The organism is Mesorhizobium sp. WSM4842 (genome assembly GCF_055901575.1).
In genome coordinates this window covers 157,832-177,608 of the sequence record NZ_CM148372.1, presented here as the reverse complement: position 1 = coordinate 177,608, position 19,777 = coordinate 157,832, and the positions used below count along the sequence as shown (strand labels likewise).

The 19,777-nt window shown below is 63.5% G+C and carries 18 protein-coding genes; 17 read left to right on the top strand and 1 reads right to left on the bottom strand.

Translation table 11 applies throughout. The features are described from left to right. The first annotated feature begins 7 nt into the window (after positions 1–7). The 8 genes from recR (at position 8) to AC0NIE_RS00765 (ending at position 9,124) form a co-directional block, all read left to right on the top strand. Complete coding sequence (gene recR / locus AC0NIE_RS00800; protein WP_473483924.1) at positions 8–613, top strand: recombination mediator RecR; 606 nt, start codon at positions 8–10, stop codon at positions 611–613. 169 nt (positions 614–782) lie between these two features. Beyond that, positions 783–2,060, top strand: a complete 1,278-nt coding sequence (locus AC0NIE_RS00795; protein WP_473483921.1) for a lytic murein transglycosylase — start codon at positions 783–785, stop codon at positions 2,058–2,060. A 224-nt stretch (positions 2,061–2,284) separates the two neighbouring features. Beyond that, complete coding sequence (locus AC0NIE_RS00790; RefSeq protein ID WP_473483918.1) at positions 2,285–3,928, top strand: ABC transporter substrate-binding protein; 1,644 nt, start codon at positions 2,285–2,287, stop codon at positions 3,926–3,928. Between the two features lie 18 nt (positions 3,929–3,946). After that, the gene (locus AC0NIE_RS00785) at positions 3,947–5,014 is read left to right on the top strand and encodes an ABC transporter permease (protein WP_473483915.1); all 1,068 of its coding nucleotides are present in this window, start codon (positions 3,947–3,949) and stop codon (positions 5,012–5,014) included. After that, complete coding sequence (gene nikC / locus AC0NIE_RS00780) at positions 5,011–5,931, top strand: nickel transporter permease (RefSeq protein WP_473483912.1); 921 nt, start codon at positions 5,011–5,013, stop codon at positions 5,929–5,931. Before AC0NIE_RS00785 ends, nikC begins: the two co-directional genes overlap by 4 nt. Continuing rightward, positions 5,928–6,776, top strand: a complete 849-nt coding sequence (locus tag AC0NIE_RS00775; protein WP_473483909.1) for an ABC transporter ATP-binding protein — start codon at positions 5,928–5,930, stop codon at positions 6,774–6,776. The genes nikC and AC0NIE_RS00775 overlap by 4 nt, the downstream gene beginning before the upstream one ends. Further along, a complete protein-coding gene (locus tag AC0NIE_RS00770; RefSeq protein WP_473483906.1) occupies positions 6,773–7,519 on the top strand; it encodes an ABC transporter ATP-binding protein in 747 nt (248 codons plus the stop codon). Before AC0NIE_RS00775 ends, AC0NIE_RS00770 begins: the two co-directional genes overlap by 4 nt. 327 nt (positions 7,520–7,846) lie before the next feature. Continuing rightward, positions 7,847–9,124, top strand: coding sequence for a 4-aminobutyrate--2-oxoglutarate transaminase (locus AC0NIE_RS00765; protein ID WP_473483903.1), 1,278 nt, complete (start codon positions 7,847–7,849; stop codon positions 9,122–9,124). A gap of 158 nt (positions 9,125–9,282) precedes the next feature. Here the strand turns inward: AC0NIE_RS00765 and AC0NIE_RS00760 are convergent, their stop codons facing one another. Continuing rightward, positions 9,283–10,536: an NAD(P)/FAD-dependent oxidoreductase gene (locus AC0NIE_RS00760; RefSeq protein ID WP_473483900.1), complete on the bottom strand. Its 1,254-nt coding sequence runs from the start codon at positions 10,534–10,536 to the stop codon at positions 9,283–9,285. 455 nt (positions 10,537–10,991) lie between these two features. Between AC0NIE_RS00760 and AC0NIE_RS00755 the strand changes: the two genes are divergently transcribed. The 9 genes from AC0NIE_RS00755 (at position 10,992) to olsA (ending at position 19,738) form a co-directional block, all read left to right on the top strand. Then, positions 10,992–12,281: an imelysin family protein gene (locus AC0NIE_RS00755; protein ID WP_473484519.1), complete on the top strand. Its 1,290-nt coding sequence runs from the start codon at positions 10,992–10,994 to the stop codon at positions 12,279–12,281. A 132-nt stretch (positions 12,282–12,413) separates the two neighbouring features. Then, positions 12,414–12,725, top strand: coding sequence for a (2Fe-2S)-binding protein (locus tag AC0NIE_RS00750; protein ID WP_473483897.1), 312 nt, complete (start codon positions 12,414–12,416; stop codon positions 12,723–12,725). Then, on the top strand, positions 12,691–13,176 hold the full coding sequence (bfr, locus tag AC0NIE_RS00745; RefSeq protein WP_077377191.1) for a bacterioferritin: 486 nt from the start codon (positions 12,691–12,693) through the stop codon (positions 13,174–13,176). Before AC0NIE_RS00750 ends, bfr begins: the two co-directional genes overlap by 35 nt. 12 nt (positions 13,177–13,188) lie before the next feature. Then, on the top strand, positions 13,189–14,796 hold the full coding sequence (locus tag AC0NIE_RS00740) for a di-heme oxidoreductase family protein (RefSeq protein WP_473483894.1): 1,608 nt from the start codon (positions 13,189–13,191) through the stop codon (positions 14,794–14,796). After that, positions 14,796–15,875 carry an imelysin family protein gene (locus AC0NIE_RS00735; RefSeq protein ID WP_473483891.1) on the top strand — a complete coding sequence of 360 codons (1,080 nt, stop codon included), beginning with the start codon at positions 14,796–14,798 and terminating at the stop codon, positions 15,873–15,875. The genes AC0NIE_RS00740 and AC0NIE_RS00735 overlap by 1 nt, the downstream gene beginning before the upstream one ends. A 445-nt stretch (positions 15,876–16,320) precedes the next feature. After that, positions 16,321–17,427 carry a DUF1513 domain-containing protein gene (locus tag AC0NIE_RS00730; RefSeq protein WP_473483888.1) on the top strand — a complete coding sequence of 369 codons (1,107 nt, stop codon included), beginning with the start codon at positions 16,321–16,323 and terminating at the stop codon, positions 17,425–17,427. Positions 17,428–17,608: 181 nt separating this feature from the next. Beyond that, the gene (tsaB, locus tag AC0NIE_RS00725; RefSeq protein WP_473483885.1) at positions 17,609–18,298 is read left to right on the top strand and encodes a tRNA (adenosine(37)-N6)-threonylcarbamoyltransferase complex dimerization subunit type 1 TsaB; all 690 of its coding nucleotides are present in this window, start codon (positions 17,609–17,611) and stop codon (positions 18,296–18,298) included. Next, entirely contained in the window at positions 18,298–18,792 is a 495-nt protein-coding gene (gene rimI, locus AC0NIE_RS00720; protein ID WP_473483883.1) for a ribosomal protein S18-alanine N-acetyltransferase, read from the top strand. The genes tsaB and rimI overlap by 1 nt, the downstream gene beginning before the upstream one ends. 145 nt (positions 18,793–18,937) lie before the next feature. Continuing rightward, positions 18,938–19,738, top strand: coding sequence for a lyso-ornithine lipid O-acyltransferase (olsA, locus tag AC0NIE_RS00715; protein ID WP_473483880.1), 801 nt, complete (start codon positions 18,938–18,940; stop codon positions 19,736–19,738). Positions 19,739–19,777: the final 39 nt, after the last annotated feature.

The following is a 19,777-nucleotide window of genomic DNA, read 5'->3' as shown; positions in this document are numbered from 1 at the left end:
CGATGCGATGTCGAAGCGAATCGCCGGTCCCGAGATCGAACGCCTGATCCAGCTTCTGGCCAAGGTGCCGGGGCTCGGGCCCCGTTCGGCAAGGCGGGCAGCGCTTCACCTCATCAAGAAGAAGGAGCAGTTGCTGTCGCCGCTGGCCGCCGCCATGAGCGAGGCGGTCGACAAGGTGCGCATCTGCTCGACCTGCGGCAATGTCGATACGTCCGATCCCTGCATGATCTGCACCGATCCGCGCCGCGACGCCGGCACGCTCATCGTCGTCGAGGATGTGGCCGATCTGTGGGCGCTGGAGCGGGCGGCCGCCATGAATGTCCGCTATCACGTGCTCGGCGGCTCGCTGTCGCCGCTTGACGGCATCGGCCCCGAGCAGCTCAACATCCGCTCGCTGGTCGACCGCGTCGCCTGTGGCGAGGTCAAGGAGGTGATCCTTGCCGTCAACGCCACGGTCGAGGGCCAGACCACCGCGCATTATCTCACCGATCAATTGTCCGGCTTCGATATCAAAGTAACGCGGCTGGCGCATGGCGTCCCGGTCGGCGGCGAACTCGACTATCTCGACGAAGGCACGCTGGCCGCCGCGCTGCGCTCGCGAACGGCGTTTTGAGGAAGGGGGGCCTATTGAGATGATTGCATTCCGTCGCGCCCCCCTCTGTCCTGCCGGACATCTCTCCCACAAGGGGGGAGATCGGCTGTCATCGAAGGCTTCGCCTATCTCCAGCGTTGAAGAGAACGCGCTGTCATCAAAGCTGCCAATCTCCCCCCAAGTGGGGGAGATGTCCGGCAGGACAGAGGGGGGCGCGACGGAATGGCAACCTTTCAGATTGGTCCTGCTCTCGCTCTTTGCAGCCCTTGTTGGCCTCCTCTTCGCCACCCCCGCTTCCGCCGCAAAAATCGACGACCAGTTCCACGCCTGGCTCAGCAGCGATCTCTGGCCTGAAGCCAGCGCCAAAGGCATCTCCAGAAAAACCTTCGACGCCGCCTTCGACGGTGTCAAACCGAATCTCAAACTGCCCGGCCTGGTGATGCCGGGCAAAAAGGCGAAGACGCCGCAGAAGCAGCATCAGGCGGAGTTCGGTTCGCCCGGCGCCTATTTCGCCGAAAAGACGGTTCGCGCCGTGACCGCCGGTGGCCGCACGCGCAAGGCGGCCAATGCCAGGACGATCGCCGCGATCGAGAAGCGCTACAGCGTGCCGGGCGAGGTTCTGCTGGCGATCTGGGGTCGCGAGACCGGCTTTGGCGCGGCGAAGATGCCTTACGACGCTTTCGAAGTGCTGGGCACCAAGGCGTTCATGGCGACTAGGAAGGATTTCTTCCGCACCGAGCTTATGGCGGCGCTCGAAATCATCGAGCGTGGGCTGGCACCGGTCGGCGCGATGAAGTCGTCATGGGCAGGCGCGCTCGGCCAGCCGCAGTTCATGCCAAGTTCGTTCCTCAGACATGCCGTCGACTTCGATGGCGACGGCCGGGCCGACATCTGGAACTCGGTGCCGGATACGCTGGCCTCGATCGCCAATTATCTTGTCAACTATGGCTGGGTCAAGGGCCGCGGCTGGGGCTTCGAGGTGACGGTCCCGGAAGCGGTCTCCTGTTCGCTCGAAGGGCCGGATCAGGGCAAGAGGATTTCCGAGTGGGCTGATATGGGCATCGAACGTGCCACGGCAAAGCCGTTTCCGGCGCGCGAGTTGAAGGCCGAAGGCTTTCTTTTGATGCCGGCCGGGCGCAGCGGTCCGGCCTTCATCGTCACGCCCAATTTCTACGTGCTTAAGCAATACAACACCAGCGATCTCTACGCCCTGTTCATCGGCCACGGCGCTGACCGCATCGTGAATGGCGACAGCAATTTTTCGGGGCGCTGGGGCGCGGTTGGCGGGCTCCACAGGTCGGATATCGCCGCCCTGCAGCGGGCGCTGGAGGCCGAGGGCTACGACGTCGGCAGCGCCGACGGCCTGCCCGGTTTCAAGACACGCCGGTCGATCGGCAAATGGCAGGCCAGGAAAGGTCGCGCCGCCACCTGTTTTCCCGACGCCGACCTGATCACCGCGTTGAAATAGCTGCGCTCCGGGTTGTTGCTTCCGGCGGTGGTGGCTGCCTGATCTGGTCCAACAAACAGCTTTGCAAATGCTCGTTGCCGCGCCTGAAACCGCCGGATATGGTGAGGCCGAACTGGATAAAAATCACCAAGACGACCGGTTCAGGGTCACCGTTCGATTTGGCAAGTAAATGCCAAAACCCTGAGCCGGGAACTCAGGTCAACAAAAACAGGGAACAGTTACAAATGATGATGGAAAAGTTTGCTCTACGCTCCCGCATCTTGCTCGCCGGCGCAGCCATGTCCGCGTTGCTTCTGGCCGGTGCGCCTGCCCTTGCCGTCACGCCGGCCGACACGCTGGTCGAGGGTTTCGCGATCGACGACATCATCTCGATGGATCCGGGCGAGGCGTTCGAGCTGTCGACCGCAGAGGTCACTGGCAACACTTACGATCTTCTTGTCCGCCTCGATCTCAGCGATACGTCCAAGGTCAAGGGCGATCTCGCCGAAAGCTGGACTGTCTCCGACGACGGCCTGACCTACACCTTCAAGCTCAAGCCCGGCCTGAAATTTGCCTCGGGCAACCCGATCACCGCGGCGGACGTCGCCTATTCGTTCGAGCGCGCCATCAAGCTCGACAAGAGCCCAGCCTTCATCATCGGCCAGTTCGGCATCAATGGCGACAACGTCACCGAGAAGGCCAAGGCTGTCGATGACACGACGTTCCAGTTCACCGTCGACAAGACCTATGCGCCGAGCTTCGTCCTGAACTGTCTGTCGGCAACCGTCGCCTCGGTCGTCGACGCCAAGCTGGTCAAGGAACATGTCGCCGCGGTGACGCCCAGCGCCGACTACAAATACGACAATGACTTCGGCAATGCCTGGCTGAAGACCGGCTATGCCGGCTCCGGCGCCTTCAAGCTGCGCGAATGGCGGGCCAACGAGGTCGTCGTGATGGAGCGCAACGACAATTATCACGGCGAAAAGGCCAAGCTTGCCCGCGTCATCTACCGCAACATGAAGGAAAGCTCGGGCCAGCGCCTGGCGCTGGAGGCCGGCGACATCGACGTTGCCCGCAATCTCGAGCCGAACGACCTCGACGCCATCGCCAAGAATGCCGATCTCACCACCACCAGCGCGCCGAAGGGCACGGTCTTTTACATCAGCCTCAACCAGAAGAATCCGAACCTCGCCAAGCCCGAGGTTCGCCAGGCCTTCAAATATCTTGTCGACTATGATGCCTTGAGCTCGACTATCCTCAAGGGCATCGGCGAGATCCACCAGACCTTCCTGCCGAAAGGCGTGCTTGGCGAGCTAGACGAGAATCCGTTCACCTTCGATCTCGCCAAGGCCAAGGAACTGCTTGCCAAGGCCGGCTTGGCCGACGGCTTCAGCGTCACCATGGACGTACGCAACACCCAGCCGGTGACCGGCATGGCGGAATCGTTCCAGCAGACGCTGGGACAGGCCGGCATCAAGCTGGAGATCATTCCCGGCGACGGCAAGCAGACGCTGACCAAATACCGCGCCCGCAACCACGACATCTATATCGGCCAGTGGGGTCAGGACTACTTCGATCCGAACTCCAATGCCCAGACCTTCGCCAGCAACTCCGACAATTCGGATGAAGGCAAGACCAAGACGCTGGCCTGGCGCAACGCCTGGGATATTCCGGAGTTGACCAAGCAGACGGAAGCGGCGTTGCTCGAGAAGGATGCTGCCAAGCGCGCCGCAATGTACCAGGACCTGCAGAAGAAGGTCCTCGAAACCAGTCCTTTCATCATCATCCACCAGCAGCTGGAAGTGGCCGGCCTGCGCAAGAACCTCAAGGGCTTTGAGCTCGGCCCGAGCTTCGACACCAACTTCGTCGGCCAGATCTCCAAGGAGTGATGCCGGCGGACGCGCCGCATGAGCACGGTTGATAGCGAAGCGACGGCAGGGCGCGACAGCGCCCGTGCCGTCGCTGTCGCGTCGGCGATCGCCCGCTTCCTGGTCATCGCGATAACCACCTATCTCGGTCTTCTCGCGGTGACCTTCTTCATCGGCCGGGTGATCCCCATCGATCCGGTGCTGGCGGTGCTCGGCGACCGAGCGCCGGCCAATGTCGTCGAGCGGACGCGCCGCGAGATGGGTCTCGACCTGCCGCTGATCGAGCAGTTCTACATCTATGTGAAGAATGCCCTGAACGGCAATTTCGGCACCTCGGTGCTGACCACCAACCCGGTGATGACCGACATTCGCCGCGCCTTTCCGGCGACGATCGAGCTGGCGACGCTGGGAACGCTGATCGGTGCATTGCTTGGCGTGCCGCTCGGCGTGCTGGCTGCGGTGCGGCGCGGCAGCATCATCGACCAGATCGTGCGGATCATCGGCCTGGTCGGCTATTCCGTGCCGATCTTTTGGCTGGGACTGCTGGCGCTCGTGCTGTTCTATGCCAGGCTGCAATGGGTGGCTTTTCCCGGCCGTCTCGACATCGTCTACGAATATACCTTCACGCCGATCACCGGCTTTTATCTCTTGGATGCGCTGTGGCAGCGGCAGTGGGATGTGTTTCGCGATGCCTTCCGCCACATCATCCTGCCGGCCTCGCTGCTTGGCTATTTCTCGCTCGCCTACATCAGCCGGATGACGCGATCGTTCATGCTGAACGAGCTTGCCCAGGAATATATCGTGGCGGCGCGCGCCAAGGGCCTGTCGGAAACACGCATCATCTGGGGCCACGCGCTGCGCAACGCGGCGGTGCCGATGGTCACCGTGATTGCGCTCTCCTATGCCGGCCTGCTCGAAGGCTCGGTGCTGACCGAGACCGTGTTTTCATGGCCGGGCATCGGCCTCTACATCACCAATTCCCTGCAGAACGCCGACATGAACGCGGTGCTCGGCGGCACCATCATCATCGGCTCGGTTTTCATCGGCATCAATCTCCTGTCCGACCTGCTCTACCGGGTGCTCGACCCAAGGACCAAGGTACGATGAGCGCAGAAGCGATACAAAGCCGTCGCGACTGGCTGCTCAGCGAGCGGCCGGCTTCGCGCATGCAGGCAAGGCTCGGCCGTGCCTATGTGGCGTGGCGGCGCTTTTCCGCCAACCGGCTGGCGTTTCTCGGCCTGCTCATCATCATCGCTTTGCTGGTGGTCGCCGCCTTTGCCGATGTGCTGGCGCCCTATTCGCCAACATTCGGCGACCTCAAGGGCTCGCGGCTGCTGGCGCCAAGTGCCGAGCACTGGTTCGGCACCGACGACCTCGGCCGCGACATCCTTTCGCGCGTCATCTTCGGCTCGCGCTGGACGCTTTACGTCGTCATTCTCGTCGCCATCATCGCCGCCCCTATCGGCCTGCTGGTCGGCACCGTCGCCGGCTATGCCGGCGGCTGGATCGATGCGATCCTGATGCGCATCACCGACATCTTTCTGGCGTTTCCGAAGCTGATCCTGGCGCTGGCATTCGTCGCGGCACTCGGCCCCGGCATCGAGAATGCGGTGCTCGCCATCGCCGTCACCTCCTGGCCGCCCTATGCCCGTATTGCTCGTGCCGAAACGCTCACCGTGCGCAATTCGGATTACATCAAGGCGGTGCAATTGATGGGTGCTTCGCCGTTCCGCATCGTGCTGCGCCACATCATGCCGCTCTGCATCTCGTCGCTGATCGTCAGGGTGACGCTCGACATGGCCGGTATCATCCTGACCGCCGCCGGTCTCGGCTTCCTCGGCCTCGGCGCGCAACCGCCACTGCCGGAATGGGGCGCGATGATCGCTTCGGGCCGCCGCTTCGTGCTCGACCAATGGTGGGTGGCCGGTGCACCGGGCTTTGCCATCCTCATCGTCAGCCTGGGCTTCAACCTGCTCGGCGATGGCCTGCGCGACGCGCTCGACCCCCGAAGCGGCGACCAATGAACGGCGACCCAACGAGCACCCTGCTGGAGGTCGACGATCTGCGCGTCACCTTCCCGACGCGCACCGGCCGGATCGAGGCGGTGCGCGGCGTTTCCTTTTCGCTCGGCCGCGAACGGCTCGGCATCGTCGGCGAGAGCGGTTCCGGCAAGTCGCAGACCGGCCGCGCCATCATGGGCCTGACCCCGCCGCAGGCCGAGGTCACCGCCAGGAAACTTGCTTTCGACGGCATCGACCTGCTCGCGGCCTCGCCCCGCGACCGCCGGGCGCTGCGCGGCAAGCGCATCGCCATGATCCTGCAGGATCCGAAATATTCGCTCGACCCGGTGATGAGCATCGGCCGACAGATCGTCGAGACGCTGCGCACGCATGAGAAGGTCGGCAAGGCGGAGGCCCGCGACCGCGCGCTCGCCATGCTGGAGGCGGTGCAGATCCGCGATCCCGCCCGTGTCTTCGACCTGCATCCGCACGAGGTCTCGGGCGGCATGGGCCAGCGCGCCATGATTGCCATGATGCTGATCGCCGGGCCGGAGATGATGATCGCCGACGAACCGACCTCGGCGCTCGATGTCACCGTGCAGCTCGACGTGCTCGGCATCCTCGACAGGCTGGTGAGCGAGCGCGGCATGGGGCTGATCTTCATCTCGCACGACCTGCGCCTGGTCTCGTCCTTTTGCGACCGGGTGATCGTCATGTATGCCGGCAAGGTGGTCGAGCAGCTCAAGGCATCGGAGCTCGGCCGCGCCCAGCATCCCTATACGCGCGGCCTGCTCAATTGCATGCCGAAGATCGGCGCCGACCGTCACCCGCTGCCGGTGCTCGATCGCAGGCCGGAGTGGGCGGCATGACGGCGGCTCTTTCCGTCGACAGGCTGGAGGTGATCTTCGATCGCTTTCGCGCGCTGAAGGGCGTCAGCCTCGAAGTGCAGTCCGGCGAATCCTTCGGCCTGGTCGGCGAATCCGGCTCCGGCAAATCGACGCTGCTGCGGGCAATCGCCGGCCTCGCACCGGCCGCTTCGGGCAGCATCACTGTCAACGGGAAAAAACTCGGCGCGCGCCGCGACAAGGCCTTTTATCGCAAGGTGCAGATGGTCTTCCAGGACCCCTATGGCTCGCTGCATCCGCGCCAGACCGTCGACCGCCTGCTGCAGGAGCCGCTCGCCATCCACGGCTTTGCCGATGGCGAAAAGCGCATCCAGCGGGCGCTGGACGAGGTCGGGCTCGGCACCGGCTTCCGCTTCCGTTATTCGCATCAATTGTCGGGCGGCCAGCGCCAGCGCGTGGCGATTGCGCGTGCCCTGATCCTCGAACCGTCGATCCTGCTGCTCGACGAGCCGACCTCGGCACTCGACGCATCCGTACAGGCCGAGGTGCTCAACCTGCTGGAGGAGATCCGGCGGCGGCGCAAGCTGACCTTCCTGATGGTCAGCCACGACCTCGCCATCATCACCCATATGTGCGAGCGGCTGATGGTGATGCAGAACGGCGAGGCGGTCGAGCACCTCACCGCAGGCGACCTCATCGAGCGCCGCGTCAGCAAGGATTATACGCGCAATTTGCTCAGGGCGAGCGAGGGGTTTGTCAGGGCTTAGAGTATCTTTTATTCCATATGTCGCATTCCTTGGCGCCCCCTCTGGCCTGCCGGCCATCTCCCCCACGGGTGGGGAGATTGGCCGCCACCACTGATTTCGCCAATCGCGAACGTTGTAGAAGGAGCGCCGTCGACGAAGCTGCCGATCTCCCCCCTTGTGGGGGAGATGGCCGGCAGGCCAGAGGGGGGCGCGAAGGAACACGACCTTAACGGCGGCAGGCCCAACGAGCCGGCGACGGTGCCAACTTGAGGAAAACGTGAAATAAGGTCAGAACAATTCCCGGCAGTCATCCAAACGAGAACGGGCGCCGGCCCGGCGAGGGACATCATGAAGAATTCAGCCATTTCCGAACGCAAGAACCAGTCGATTTCACGCGGCGTCGGCGTGACCACGCAAATCTATGCCGACCGCGCCGAAAATTCGGAAATCTGGGATGTCGAAGGCCGCCGCTACATCGATTTCTCCTCGGGCATCGCCGTCGTCAACACCGGCCACCGCCACCCCAAGGTGATCGAGGCGGTCAAGGCGCAGCTCGACCGCTTCACCCACACCTGCCACCAGGTGGTGCCTTATGAGAGCTATGTCAGGCTGGCCGAACGGCTGAACGGCATGCTGCCGGGCAAATTCGACAAGAAGACGATCTTCGTCACCACCGGCGCCGAGGCGGTGGAGAACGCCGTCAAGATCGCCCGCAATGCCACCGGCCGGCCGGCGGTCATCGCCTTCGCCGGCGGCTTCCATGGCCGCACCTTCATGGGCATGGCGCTGACCGGCAAGGTCGTGCCCTACAAGGTCGGCTTCGGCGCCATGCCGGCCGATGTCTTCCACGCGCCGTTCCCGGTGGCGCTGCACGGGATCTCGGTCGCCGATTCGCTGGCCGCGCTCGACCGGCTGTTCAAGGCCGATGTCGATCCGGCCCGCGTCGCCGCCATCATCGTCGAGCCGGTGCAGGGCGAGGGCGGATTTTACGAGGCGCCGCGTGAGTTTATGACGGCGCTGCGCAAGATCTGCGACCAGCATGGCATGCTGTTGATCGCCGACGAGGTGCAGACCGGCTTTGCCCGCACCGGAAAGATGTTCGCCATGGATCACCACGAAGTGGCGCCCGACATCACCACAATGGCCAAGAGCCTGGCCGGCGGCTTCCCGCTGGCGGCGGTCACCGGCCGCGCCGAGATCATGGATGCGCCGAACCCAGGCGGGCTCGGCGGCACCTATGGCGGCAGCCCGATCGGCGTCGCCGCGGCGCATGCCGTGCTCGACGTGATCGAAGAGGAAAAGCTCTGCGACCGCGCCAACACGCTGGGCAACAGGCTAAAGCAGCGTTTGCAATCGATCCGCGACGACACGCCCGAGATCGTCGATATCAGAGGCCCCGGCTTCATGAACGCTGTCGAGTTCAACGACGTGAAGAAGGGCTTGCCGTCGGCCGAGACCGCCAATGCAGTCCGGCTGAAGGCGCTCGACAAGGGCCTGATCCTGCTCACCTGCGGCGTCTATGGCAACGTCATCCGTTTCCTGGCGCCGATCACCATCCAGGACGAAGTCATGAACGAAGCGCTCGACATCCTGGAAAGCTCGATCCGCGAGGTCCGCGCCGCCTGACCCTCGTCTGCTCCGGGATGTGATGAGATTCAGGTCAGGCCGCGCCGAGAATGGTGGGTTCCGAGAACCGGAACGGAGCGTACTTTCGGGTACGTGAGTACCGGAAGCGCAGGAAACCGCCGTTCGCAGGCCGGCATCACCTGAATATCAACATATCCTTATTCAGCGGCGCGGACGGGCTCTTCCTGCTGGAAGGCGGCGAGCGCCGCCTTCAGTCCGTCCGGCCCCGTCGCAACTGTCTGCGGCATCGGCGAGAAGCCGGCGCCGAGCATCTTGCGGCCAAGCATATGGTCGCCCGGCCGATTGACCGATTCGATGCCGAGCAGACGATTTCCAGCATAGTGATAGATGGAGAATCTGTTCTCGTTGACATCGCCCAGCACGACATGGCTGTCGCCGCCCGAAATCAGGCCGACCATCTGCAGCTTCATGTCGCCGATGTCGGACCAGAACCATGGCACCGCCGCAAAGGCGTCCGCATGGCCGACGATGGTGCGGGCGGCAAGACGTGCCTGGTCGGTGGCATTCTGCACCGATTCCAGCCGCACATCGCCGCCGGTGAGCCAGTGCCGGTAGGAGGCGGCGTCGCCGATGGCGAGGATTTCGGGCACCGACGTGCGCATCTGCTGGTCGACGCTGATGCCGTTGGCGATAGCGATGCCTGCGGCTTGCGCCAGTTCGACATTCGGAACGACGCCGATGCCGACGATGACCATCTGCGCCGGCAGGCGCTCGCCGCTTGAGGTGACCGCGGCCGCGACACGGCCGCTCTCACCTTCGAGCCGCGCAATCGTGGTGCCGGTAAGGATGCGGACACCGGTCGCTTCCAGCCGCTGCCGTACATGGCGCGCGATGACCGGCGCCACTGCCCGGCCGAGCAGTCGGTCGACCGCCTCGACTACCGTGACCTTGCGGCCGGCCGCTTTGAGCGTTGCGGCGATCTCCAGTCCGATGAAGCCGCCGCCGAGGATGACGACATCCTCGCTCCGTGCGCTCAATTCACGGATCAGCCGCGCGTCGGCGAGCGAGCGCAGCGACACAACGCCTGAATAATCCGAACCCGGCAGCGGCAGGATGCGCGGCCGCGAACCGGTCGCCAGGATGAGCCGGTCGAACGGCAGCACGCCACCCCCTGATATCTCCAGCCTGCGGCCGCCGGCATCGATGCGCTCGATTCGAATGCCCGGCCGGTAGTCGATCGCGCTGCCGGTATAAAACGCCTCACCGCGCAGCGGCTGCGGTTTGGCCTCTTGATCCTTGATGAAGGTCTTCGACAGCGGCGGCTTGTGGTAGGGCAGTTCGTGCTCGTCACTGACGAGGATCACGGGTCCGTCGTACCCGTCCTCGCGCAGGCTGGCGGCCGCTTGCACGCCCGCATGACCCGCACCGACAATGACCACACCGTTTTTCATCACAGCCCCAATTCCTTAATCCAAGTCTAGGACGTCTCGCCAAGTGGCGATTGTCTGGCGCCGCCGCAAGACCGCATTTGCGGGTCGCACCCGGAATGGCGGTCCGTCAATAGTGCCGTTTAACGACGACACGGTAAAATACGGCTAAAGTTGACACTTGCAGTTTAGAATAATTCTAAACTGTTGTTTCGATTGGCTTTTCTCTCTGAAATTGGTTGACTTCCGGTGCCTTCATCGCTTTATGGAAGCTTGCGCGTCAAGCGCATCCCTTTGATGTCTGGGCCTTGAACCCTTTCGATTGGAGGCATTTCGATGTCTTTCTTCCGCAAACCGCGCTATGCCGCGGCCTGTTTCTCGCCCAATGGCAGGGACCTGCCTTGGCGCCGATTGCCTGCCGACGCGCCTTTGGCGCCGGCATTTCACTGAATTCCGAGGAGATGACAATCATGAGAGCGATGATCACGGCACGATATGGCAGGCTCGCCGCGATCGGCGCCACGGCGGCATTGACGGCGGCGATATTCGTGCTGCCGGCCAAGGCGGAAACCGATGCCAAGGCGGTCATCAAGACCTATTCCGACATTGCGCTCGCCAAGTATGAAGATTCGCTGACCGCGGCGCAGGCGCTCGACAAGGCCGTCGAGGCGCTGCTCGCCAAACCTTCGGTGGAAACGCTGACTGCCGCCCGCGAGGCCTGGAAGGCGTCGCGCGTTCCCTATCAGCAGACCGAAGTGTACCGCTTCGGCAATGCCATCGTCGACGACTGGGAAGGCAAGGTGAATGCCTGGCCGCTGGACGAGGGGCTGATCGACTATGTCGCCGAGAACTACGGCACCGAGTCGGACGCGAATGCGCTCTACACCGCCAATGTGATCGCCAACAAGTCGATCGAGGTCGACGGCAAGAAGATCGACGCCACCAATCTGACGCCGGAGTTCCTCTCCGGCACGCTGCAGGAGGCCGGCGGCATCGAGGCCAATGTGGCGACCGGCTATCACGCCATCGAATTCCTGCTGTGGGGCCAGGACCCGCACGGCACCGGCCCGGGCGCCGGCGAACGGCCCTATACGGACTACGATCTCGCCAACTGCACCGGCGGCAATTGCGATCGTCGCGCGCAGTATCTGAAGTCGGCGAGCGACCTTCTGGTTTCCGATCTGCAGGATATCGTCAACGATTGGAAGGAGGGCGGCGGCGCCCGCAAGAACCTTGTCGATGGCGAGCCGAAGGCCGGCATCTCGACCATCCTCACCGGCATGGGCTCGCTGTCCTATGGCGAACTCGCCGGCGAGCGCATGAAGCTCGGCCTGCTGCTGCACGACCCGGAAGAGGAGCACGACTGCTTCTCCGACAACACCTACGACTCGCATCTCTACGATGCCGTCGGCATTCGCGCCGCCTATCGTGGCAGCTACACGCGCCTTGACGGTACCGTCGTCGAAGGCCCTTCGGTATCCGACATGGTCAAGGAGGCCGATCCGGCGATCGACAAGGAACTGTCGGACAAGCTGGACGTCACCGTTGCCAAGATGGAGGCCATCAAGGCGCGGGCGGTTGCCGGCGAGGCCTATGACCAGCAGATCGGCGAAGGCAATACGGAAGGCAACGCCACCGTGCAGGCGGCGATCGATGCGCTGGTCGACCAGACCAAATCGATCGAACGCGCGGCTGGCACCCTGAAACTCAATGCCATCGCGTTCGAGGGCTCCGACAGCCTCGATGCGCCAGACAAAGTGTTCCAGTAAGGCGTCAAGGGCCTTGAGTACGATCCCGAACCGAAGGTCCGTATAAAGAAAATTGGAAATCGGTTTTCGGTTCGATTGAGAAGATAAGCCACACGGCGCCGAGCAAGTGCCGTCAGCCATACAGAGCAAATAATGCTGATCTGCCATTGCAACATCATCACCGAAAAGGAGATTGAGCTGACGATCGTCGGGCTGCTGGATCAGGATCCCTGGCAGCTTATCGTGCCGGCGAAGATCTATCATGCCATGCAGAAGCGTGGTCGCTGTTGCGGCTGCTTCCCAAATGTGGTCGAAACGATCATTCGGGTAACCGAAAATTACCACACCCGCTCGGAGGCGAGCGGCGTGGATGTCGTTTCACACCTGGATCGCGTCAGAGGCCTGCGCGTCCAATACGGGAGCAGAACCCATGAAAGGCGAACAGCAGATCATAGAGCGGCTTAACGAGGCTCTGTTTCTGGAACTTGGAGCGGTCAATCAGTACTGGGTGCATTTCCGGCTGCTGGAAGACTGGGGCTACGCCAAGCTGGCGAAGAAGGAACGCGCGGAATCGATCGAGGAGATGCACCATGCCGACCGGCTCGTGGCCCGCATCATCTTCCTTGAAGGCCATCCGAACCTGCAGTCGGTAGCACCGCTGCGCATCGGACAGAATGTCAAGGAAGTGCTCGAATCCGATCTTGCCGGCGAATATGACGCGCGCACTGCGTACAAGCGTTCGCGCGAGATTTGCGAAGAAGCAGGCGACTACGTGACGATGAAGCTGTTCGAGGATCTGCTGTCCGACGAGGAAGGTCACATCGACTTCCTCGAGACGCAACTCGACCTGCTCGCCTCGATCGGCGAGGAAAAATACGGCCAGCTCAACGCCGCATCGGCCGACGAGGCGGATTAGGGACATGCAGGAATGCGGCGCCCATTAGATTTCTTGCGCCGCTTGCGGCGGGCCGAGGATTACGGCCTGCCGTCCCAGCAAAACCCGCGATACAGCTGGCTTCGCGGGCTTTCGCTTGCCGTAGTGGTCGCACTTACGGCCTCGGCGCTGGCCGGCGCGCCCGAACCGGCGGGCCTCGCCACCAGCCGTACCGATCTGACGCCGAAGGATCTGGCGCGCGTCATCGCAATAACCAGGCCGACCAAGGATTTTTCCGAGCCCGAGCAGTTCGAGCCGATGCAGGGCGGCGCCGGCACGTCGCGAAAAGGTGCCAACAAGGACGCCTTCTCGCAATCTTCGGCCAATATCACCTTCGAAGAACAGGGCACCTTCAAGCTCGGCAACGCCCTTTTCCGCAAGAACTGGGTATCGTCGCCCTCGTCGACGCAGGCATCGGACGGGCTTGGGCCGCTGTTCAACGAGCGGGCTTGCCAGAATTGCCATCTGAAGGACGGCCGCGGTCATCCGCCGGAAGCCGGCAGCGGTACCACCTCGATGTTCCTGCGGCTGGCGCGGCAGGCGAGCACCGAGGAGGAGAAGGCGGCGCTGGCCGCCCGCAAGGTGCTTAACTTCCCCGATCCGGTCTATGGCTCGCAATTGCAGGACCTGGCCGTTCCGGGCCTTCGGGGCGAAGGCAGGATGCGTGTCGGCTATCAGGAGCAGAAAGTCACGCTGCCGGACGGTACCGTGGTTTCGCTGCGCAAGCCGAGCTATTCGGTTGATGATCTTGCCAACGGGCCGCTCGATCCGCACACCACGCTTTCGCCGCGCATGACGCCGCCGATGATCGGCCTCGGCCTGGTCGAGCAGATCGCGCCGGCCGACATTCTCGCCCATGCCGATCCGGACGATCGGAATAGTGACGGCATCTCCGGCAGGCCCAGCATCGTGCGCGACGGCCAAAGCGGCGAACTGACGCTCGGCCGCTTCGGCTGGAAGGCGCAGACGCCATCGATCCGCCAGCAAGCGGCGGACGCATTCGCCGGTGACATCGGCATTTCGACGCCGGAAGTGCCGAACCACTGGGGCGATTGCACCGCGGCCGAAAAGGCATGTCTTGCCATGCCCAACGGCACACAGGAGCGCCTCGGCCCGGTCGAGGCGCCGCCGCCGGTGATAGACCTCGTCACCTTCTATTCGCAAAATCTCGCCGTGCCGGCGCGGCGCGATCTCGACAAACCAGATGTGCTGGCCGGCAAGAAGCTGTTCTACGACATGGGCTGCATTTCCTGTCATACGCCGAAATTCGTCACCCGTCGCGGCTCGCCCAACAAGGCGCAGGCCTTCCAGTTGATCTGGCCCTATTCCGATTTTCTGCTGCACGACATGGGGCCGGGCCTCGCCGACGGGCAAGCGGTGGGCGAGGCTACCGGCAGCGAATGGCGCACGCCGCCGCTGTGGGGCATCGGTCTTACCCGGACCGTCAACGGCAACAGCTTCTTCCTGCATGACGGGCGCGCGCGCACCCTGACCGAGGCGATCCTGTGGCATGGCGGCGAGGGGCAAAAGGCGCGCGACGGCTTTGCCGCCGCCGATGCGGCCGATCGCGACGCACTGGTCAAATTCCTGGAGTCGTTCTGATGTCGAAGCGTCTTGCGCTTGCTCTGGTTCTCCCGCTGGTCCTCGGCGGCGCACTGCCGGCGTCCGCAGCGGTCAAGGCTTCCGACGTGATCCAGCGGGCGATCGACGGCTTTGTCCGCCCGGCCTATGCGCGCCTGCATGATCATGCGGACGGCCTGACCAAGGCAATGCGCACGCTTTGCGACGTGCCCTCGCAGGACCATCTCGATGCAGCGCGCGCCGAGTTCTCCGGCACCGTGGATGCCTGGTCGATCGTCGAGATCATCCGCATCGGGCCTATCACGCAGAACAACCGGCTGGAGCGCATGCTGTTCTGGCCGGACCGCAAGAGCATCGGCCTGAGGCAGGTGCAGGCGGCGCTGGCCAGTAAGGACCGGACCGCCGCCGATCCGGTCCAGCTGGCGACAAAGAGCGTCGCCATGCAAGGGCTCGGCGCGCTGGAATTCGTGCTTTACGGCGATGGCGCCGAGCGGCTCGCCGGCAAGGACGATCCCTATCGTTGCGCTTACGGCGCGGCCGTCGCCGGCAACATAGAAACGATTGCCGCCGACGTCAGCAACGCCTGGAACAAGCCCGATGGTTTTGCCACCCTTTGGGCCAATCCGGGACCGCAAAACGCACTCTTCCGCGACGGCACGGAAGCGGTGACCGAACTGGTCGGCGTCTTCATCAACCAACTGGAGATGGTCCGTGACGTGCGCCTGAAGGGTTTTCTGGGGAGTAGCCCGCAGGCCGACAAGCCCAGACAGGCGATCTACTGGCGTTCGCAAAATACCGCGCGTTCGCTGACCGGCAATCTTGCAGGCATGGACGCGCTGTTCCAGGCCTCGCAACTGGGCGAAGCGCTGTCGCCCGACGCGCACTGGATGGCGGAGTCGATCCACATCCAGCTCGTCAACGGGGCCGCGGACGCCACGGCCATCAGAGGTCCGATTGACAAGGCACTCGCCGATCCGGCGCTGCGCCAGAAGCTCGACCACTTCTCGCTGGTGACATCCAGCCTGTCGACCCTGATCGGCACCAGGCTGACCACTGAATTCGGCCTGACCGCTGGCTTCTCGTCACTCGACGGGGATTGAGCATGATCTCGAAACGGCGTCGACTTTTGGGGCGAGTTACTCGGCGAGGAAGTTTTGACAGGCCGGACGCGCTTGCGTTGACGGATCGCACACTTTGGAGATTGGCCGAAACGCCCATCGCTTCGTCATCCTGGGGCGGAGCAAGGAGCGCAGCGACGCGGCGCAGACCCCAGGATCCATGCCATGACCTCAGAGCGTTGCTTAGGTGCAGAATTCTGCTCCGCCGTACTCTTCGGCTGAGATTACGGCATGGATCCTTGGGTCTCCGCGACGGAGCTTCGCTCCTGCTCCGCCCAAGGATGACGAAGTTGGGGAGGCTTCGGCCAATCCCGAACGCCTGCGATGATCCATTCAAACGATCGATGGATGCTGGGCGCCAAGAAGCCCTCCGATCTGTCAAAATCACCGTGTCGAGGAATGAGATCGTGTCCGAGAGGACCGTCTCTTGAAAACTCCTTTGATCGATCGTCGTGATTTCCTCAGGGCCGCAGGCGTTGGCTTTGTTGCTGCGATGGCGCCTTCGGCATTGGCAAAGACGCTTGCCGCCGACGCCGTCTTCGCCACCGCGTTCGTCAAGCGCGACGGCAGCTATGGCGCGGCCATCCTGTCCGAAGCCGGCAAGGTCCTGCACGCTATCGACCTGCCCGCCCGCGGTCATGACGTCACCTTCGATCCGGTGTCGAAACGCTCCGTGGTCTTTGCCAGGCAGCCCGGCACCTTCGCGGTGGTCTTCGACCACACGGGCCGCGACGAGCCGCTGACCATTGCCAGCGTAAGTGGACGGCATTTCTTCGGCCATGGCGTGTTTTCGACCGACGGTGCGCTGCTCTACGCCACCGAGAACGATTTCGACAATGCCGCCGGCGTGGTCGGTGTCTACGACGCGCGTGCGAGATTCAAGCGGGTTGGTGAGTTCCCGACCTATGGCATGGGCCCGCACGAGCTTCTGCTGCTGGGCGACGGCAGGACGATTGCCGTCGCCAATGGCGGCATCGAGACGCATCCGGATTATGGCCGCGCCGAGCTCAACATCGCGACGATGAAGCCTTCCTATGTGCTGGTCGACCGCCTCACCGGCGACCTCATCGAAAAGCACGAACTGCCGCCGGAGCTGCACCAGCTGTCGATCCGTCACATGGATGCCGACCGATCCGGCACGGTCTGGTTCGGCTGCCAGCACAGAGGGCCGGGCACCGATCGTCCGCTGCTGGTCGGCCGCGCCGCGCGCGGCAAGGATCTGCAACTGCTCGACATGCCGCAGGACGTGCTGTCCGGCTTCAGGAACTATATAGGCTCGGTCGCTGCCAACCCTGCTGCCGGTACCGTCGCCGTGTCCTCGCCGGAAGGCAACTCGCTTGCCGTCATCGATGCGGCCAGCGGCCGGATCGTCGCCACCAGCGCGCTGGCCGAGGTCTGCGGCGTGGCGCCCGACGGGGCGAGCTTCATGGCGACGACAGGCACCGGCGAAATCGTCGAAGCGGGCGGCGCAATAAGGTCCGAACTGGACTATGTCTGGGACAATCACATGCTGCGCATCGAGCAGGCCGGATAAGTGCGTCCGGCACCGGTTCCCAAACGGCTACGCTCGCTGGAGGGTACCGCCTTCGGGCGAGATCGAAGCGAAGCCACCAAACGAATTATGCATTATCCCCTTGCGGGGACGAGCCATGGCAGGCACAGGGAAATTGTTTTTCGAACCCTGTGCCCAAGCGGGTGCTCCAACCGGCCGCCTCATGAAGCTGCTTGCCATCGACTGCGCCGCCAATCTCTGCGCCGCCTGTGTCTACGACGCGGCGGTCGGGAAAGAGCTCGGCCGTTCGGTGTTCGATCTCGGCAAGGGCCATGCCGAGCATTTGATGGCCGTGATCGGGGAGGCGTTGAAGGCGGCCGGGACCGACTATGCCGGCCTCGGCGCCATCGCTGTCTCCACCGGTCCGGGCTCCTTCACCGGCCTGCGCGTCGGTGTCTCGGCGGCGCGGGGCCTGGCGCTGGCGCTGAAAATTCCGGCAATCGGGGTGACGACGCTGGAAGCGCTGGCTGTGCAGGCGAAAGAGACATTTCCCGGCCGCGCCGTGCTGGTCGCGCTCGACGCCGGCCGCGAGGAAATCCATGCAGCACTTTACGACGAAGCATCCGTTTTGATTTACGGTCCCGCGGTGACCACGCTTTCGCAAGCCGCCGCCATGGCGGTGGATAGGTCTCCGGTTATGGCCGGCACGGCGACATCGCAAATTGTCGCTTCGGTCGGGCGCGCCTTCGACATCGGCCCGACAAACGCCACTGCGGATATCGCAATCTATGCCCGGCTGGCCGCTACCAAGGGTGAAGGCGAAAAGCCGAAACCGCTTTATTTGCGCGGGGCGGACGCCAAGCCCCAGGCCGGGTTTATCCTGTCCAGGAAGAAAGCCGGGAAGAAAAACTGATGCGCATTCCTTTCCTCCAGCCGCGCCGCAGGGACTTTGCGCTCGAGCCGCTGACGATTGCCGACAGCGCGGCCATGTCGGTGCTGCATCGCGAGGATTTCGTCCGGCCGTGGACCGACGACGAATTCGCCGCACTGCTCGAGCAGGACACGGTGTTCGGCTATGCCGCGCGCGAGACCGGACAGGGTGCCAAGCCGCCGGTCGGTTTCGTGCTGGCGCGCCTGGCGGCCGACGAAGGCGAGGTCCTGACTGTCGCGGTGGCGCGCTCCCATCGCCGCCAGGGCCTTGGCTGGCAACTGATGGATGCCGTTCTGCGCGAACTGCATGCGCAACGCGCCGAGGCGCTTTTCCTCGAGGTCGACGAGACCAACGTCGCCGCGATCGCGCTGTATCGGCGGCTGGGATTCCGCGAGGTCGGCAAACGTGCCAACTATTACAGATCGCCCGAGCACGGCCCGACCGGGGCGCTTGTCATGCGCCGCGATCTTCGGTAGCGCATCGGCCCGCAAATCGGAACCGATTTTCGGAAAGCACGATGCGTAGATTCAGATGCGCAGAATCAAAAATGCTAGAGAGCACTTTGTGCGTACAATTGGACGCACGTCGCTCTAGCCATAGGTGGGGCAGGGCCAAGAGCGGATGATCGGAAAAATCAGGATTTTCCTGGCGCTGGGCCTCGTTGTCGTAGGCTCGTTGATCCTCGTGCCGTTGCAGATCCTGTCGATGAAGACCGGGCTCTGGCGCGAGACGTTCATCCTGAAGATCTGGCACCGGCTCATCATCCGGGCGCTGGGCATGCGCATTCATGTCAAGGGGACCCTGTCCAATCAGCGCCCGCTATTGGTTGCGTCGAACCACGTCTCCTGGACCGACATCATGGTGCTGGGGTCGATGGCCGACGTGACGTTCATCGCCAGGGCCGACATGGCCGGCTGGCCACTGATCGGCATGTTGTCGAAGCTGCAGCGCACGGTTTTCATCGAGCGCGAGCGCAAGCGTTCGTCGGGCGACCAGGCGAGCGAGATCGCCAACCGCATGGCCAAGGGCGACGCCATGGTGCTGTTTGCCGAAGGTTCGACCGGTGACGGCAACATGATCTTGCCGTTCAAGAGCACGCTGTTCGGGGCTGCCTCGATGGCGATTTCGGAAGGGGCGGCCGAACGGGTCTTCATCCAGCCGGTGGCGATCGCCTATACGCGCCTGCACGGCGTGCCGCTCGGCCGCAGGCACCGGCCGATTGCCGCCTGGATCGGTGACGAGGATTTGATGCCGCATCTCAAGATCCTCATGGCAGAGGGCGGGCTCGATGTCGAAGTGCATTTCGGCGAGCCGGTTGCCTTTTCCAAGGGCTCCAACCGCAAGGAAACGGCAAGGCTGATGGAGAGTCGGGTGCGCGATATGGTGCAGGCGACGCTCGCCGATCCGCACCCGAGCCGGTAGGCGCCGGAAAAGCTCCAGCGCAAATTCAAGTGCACCAGC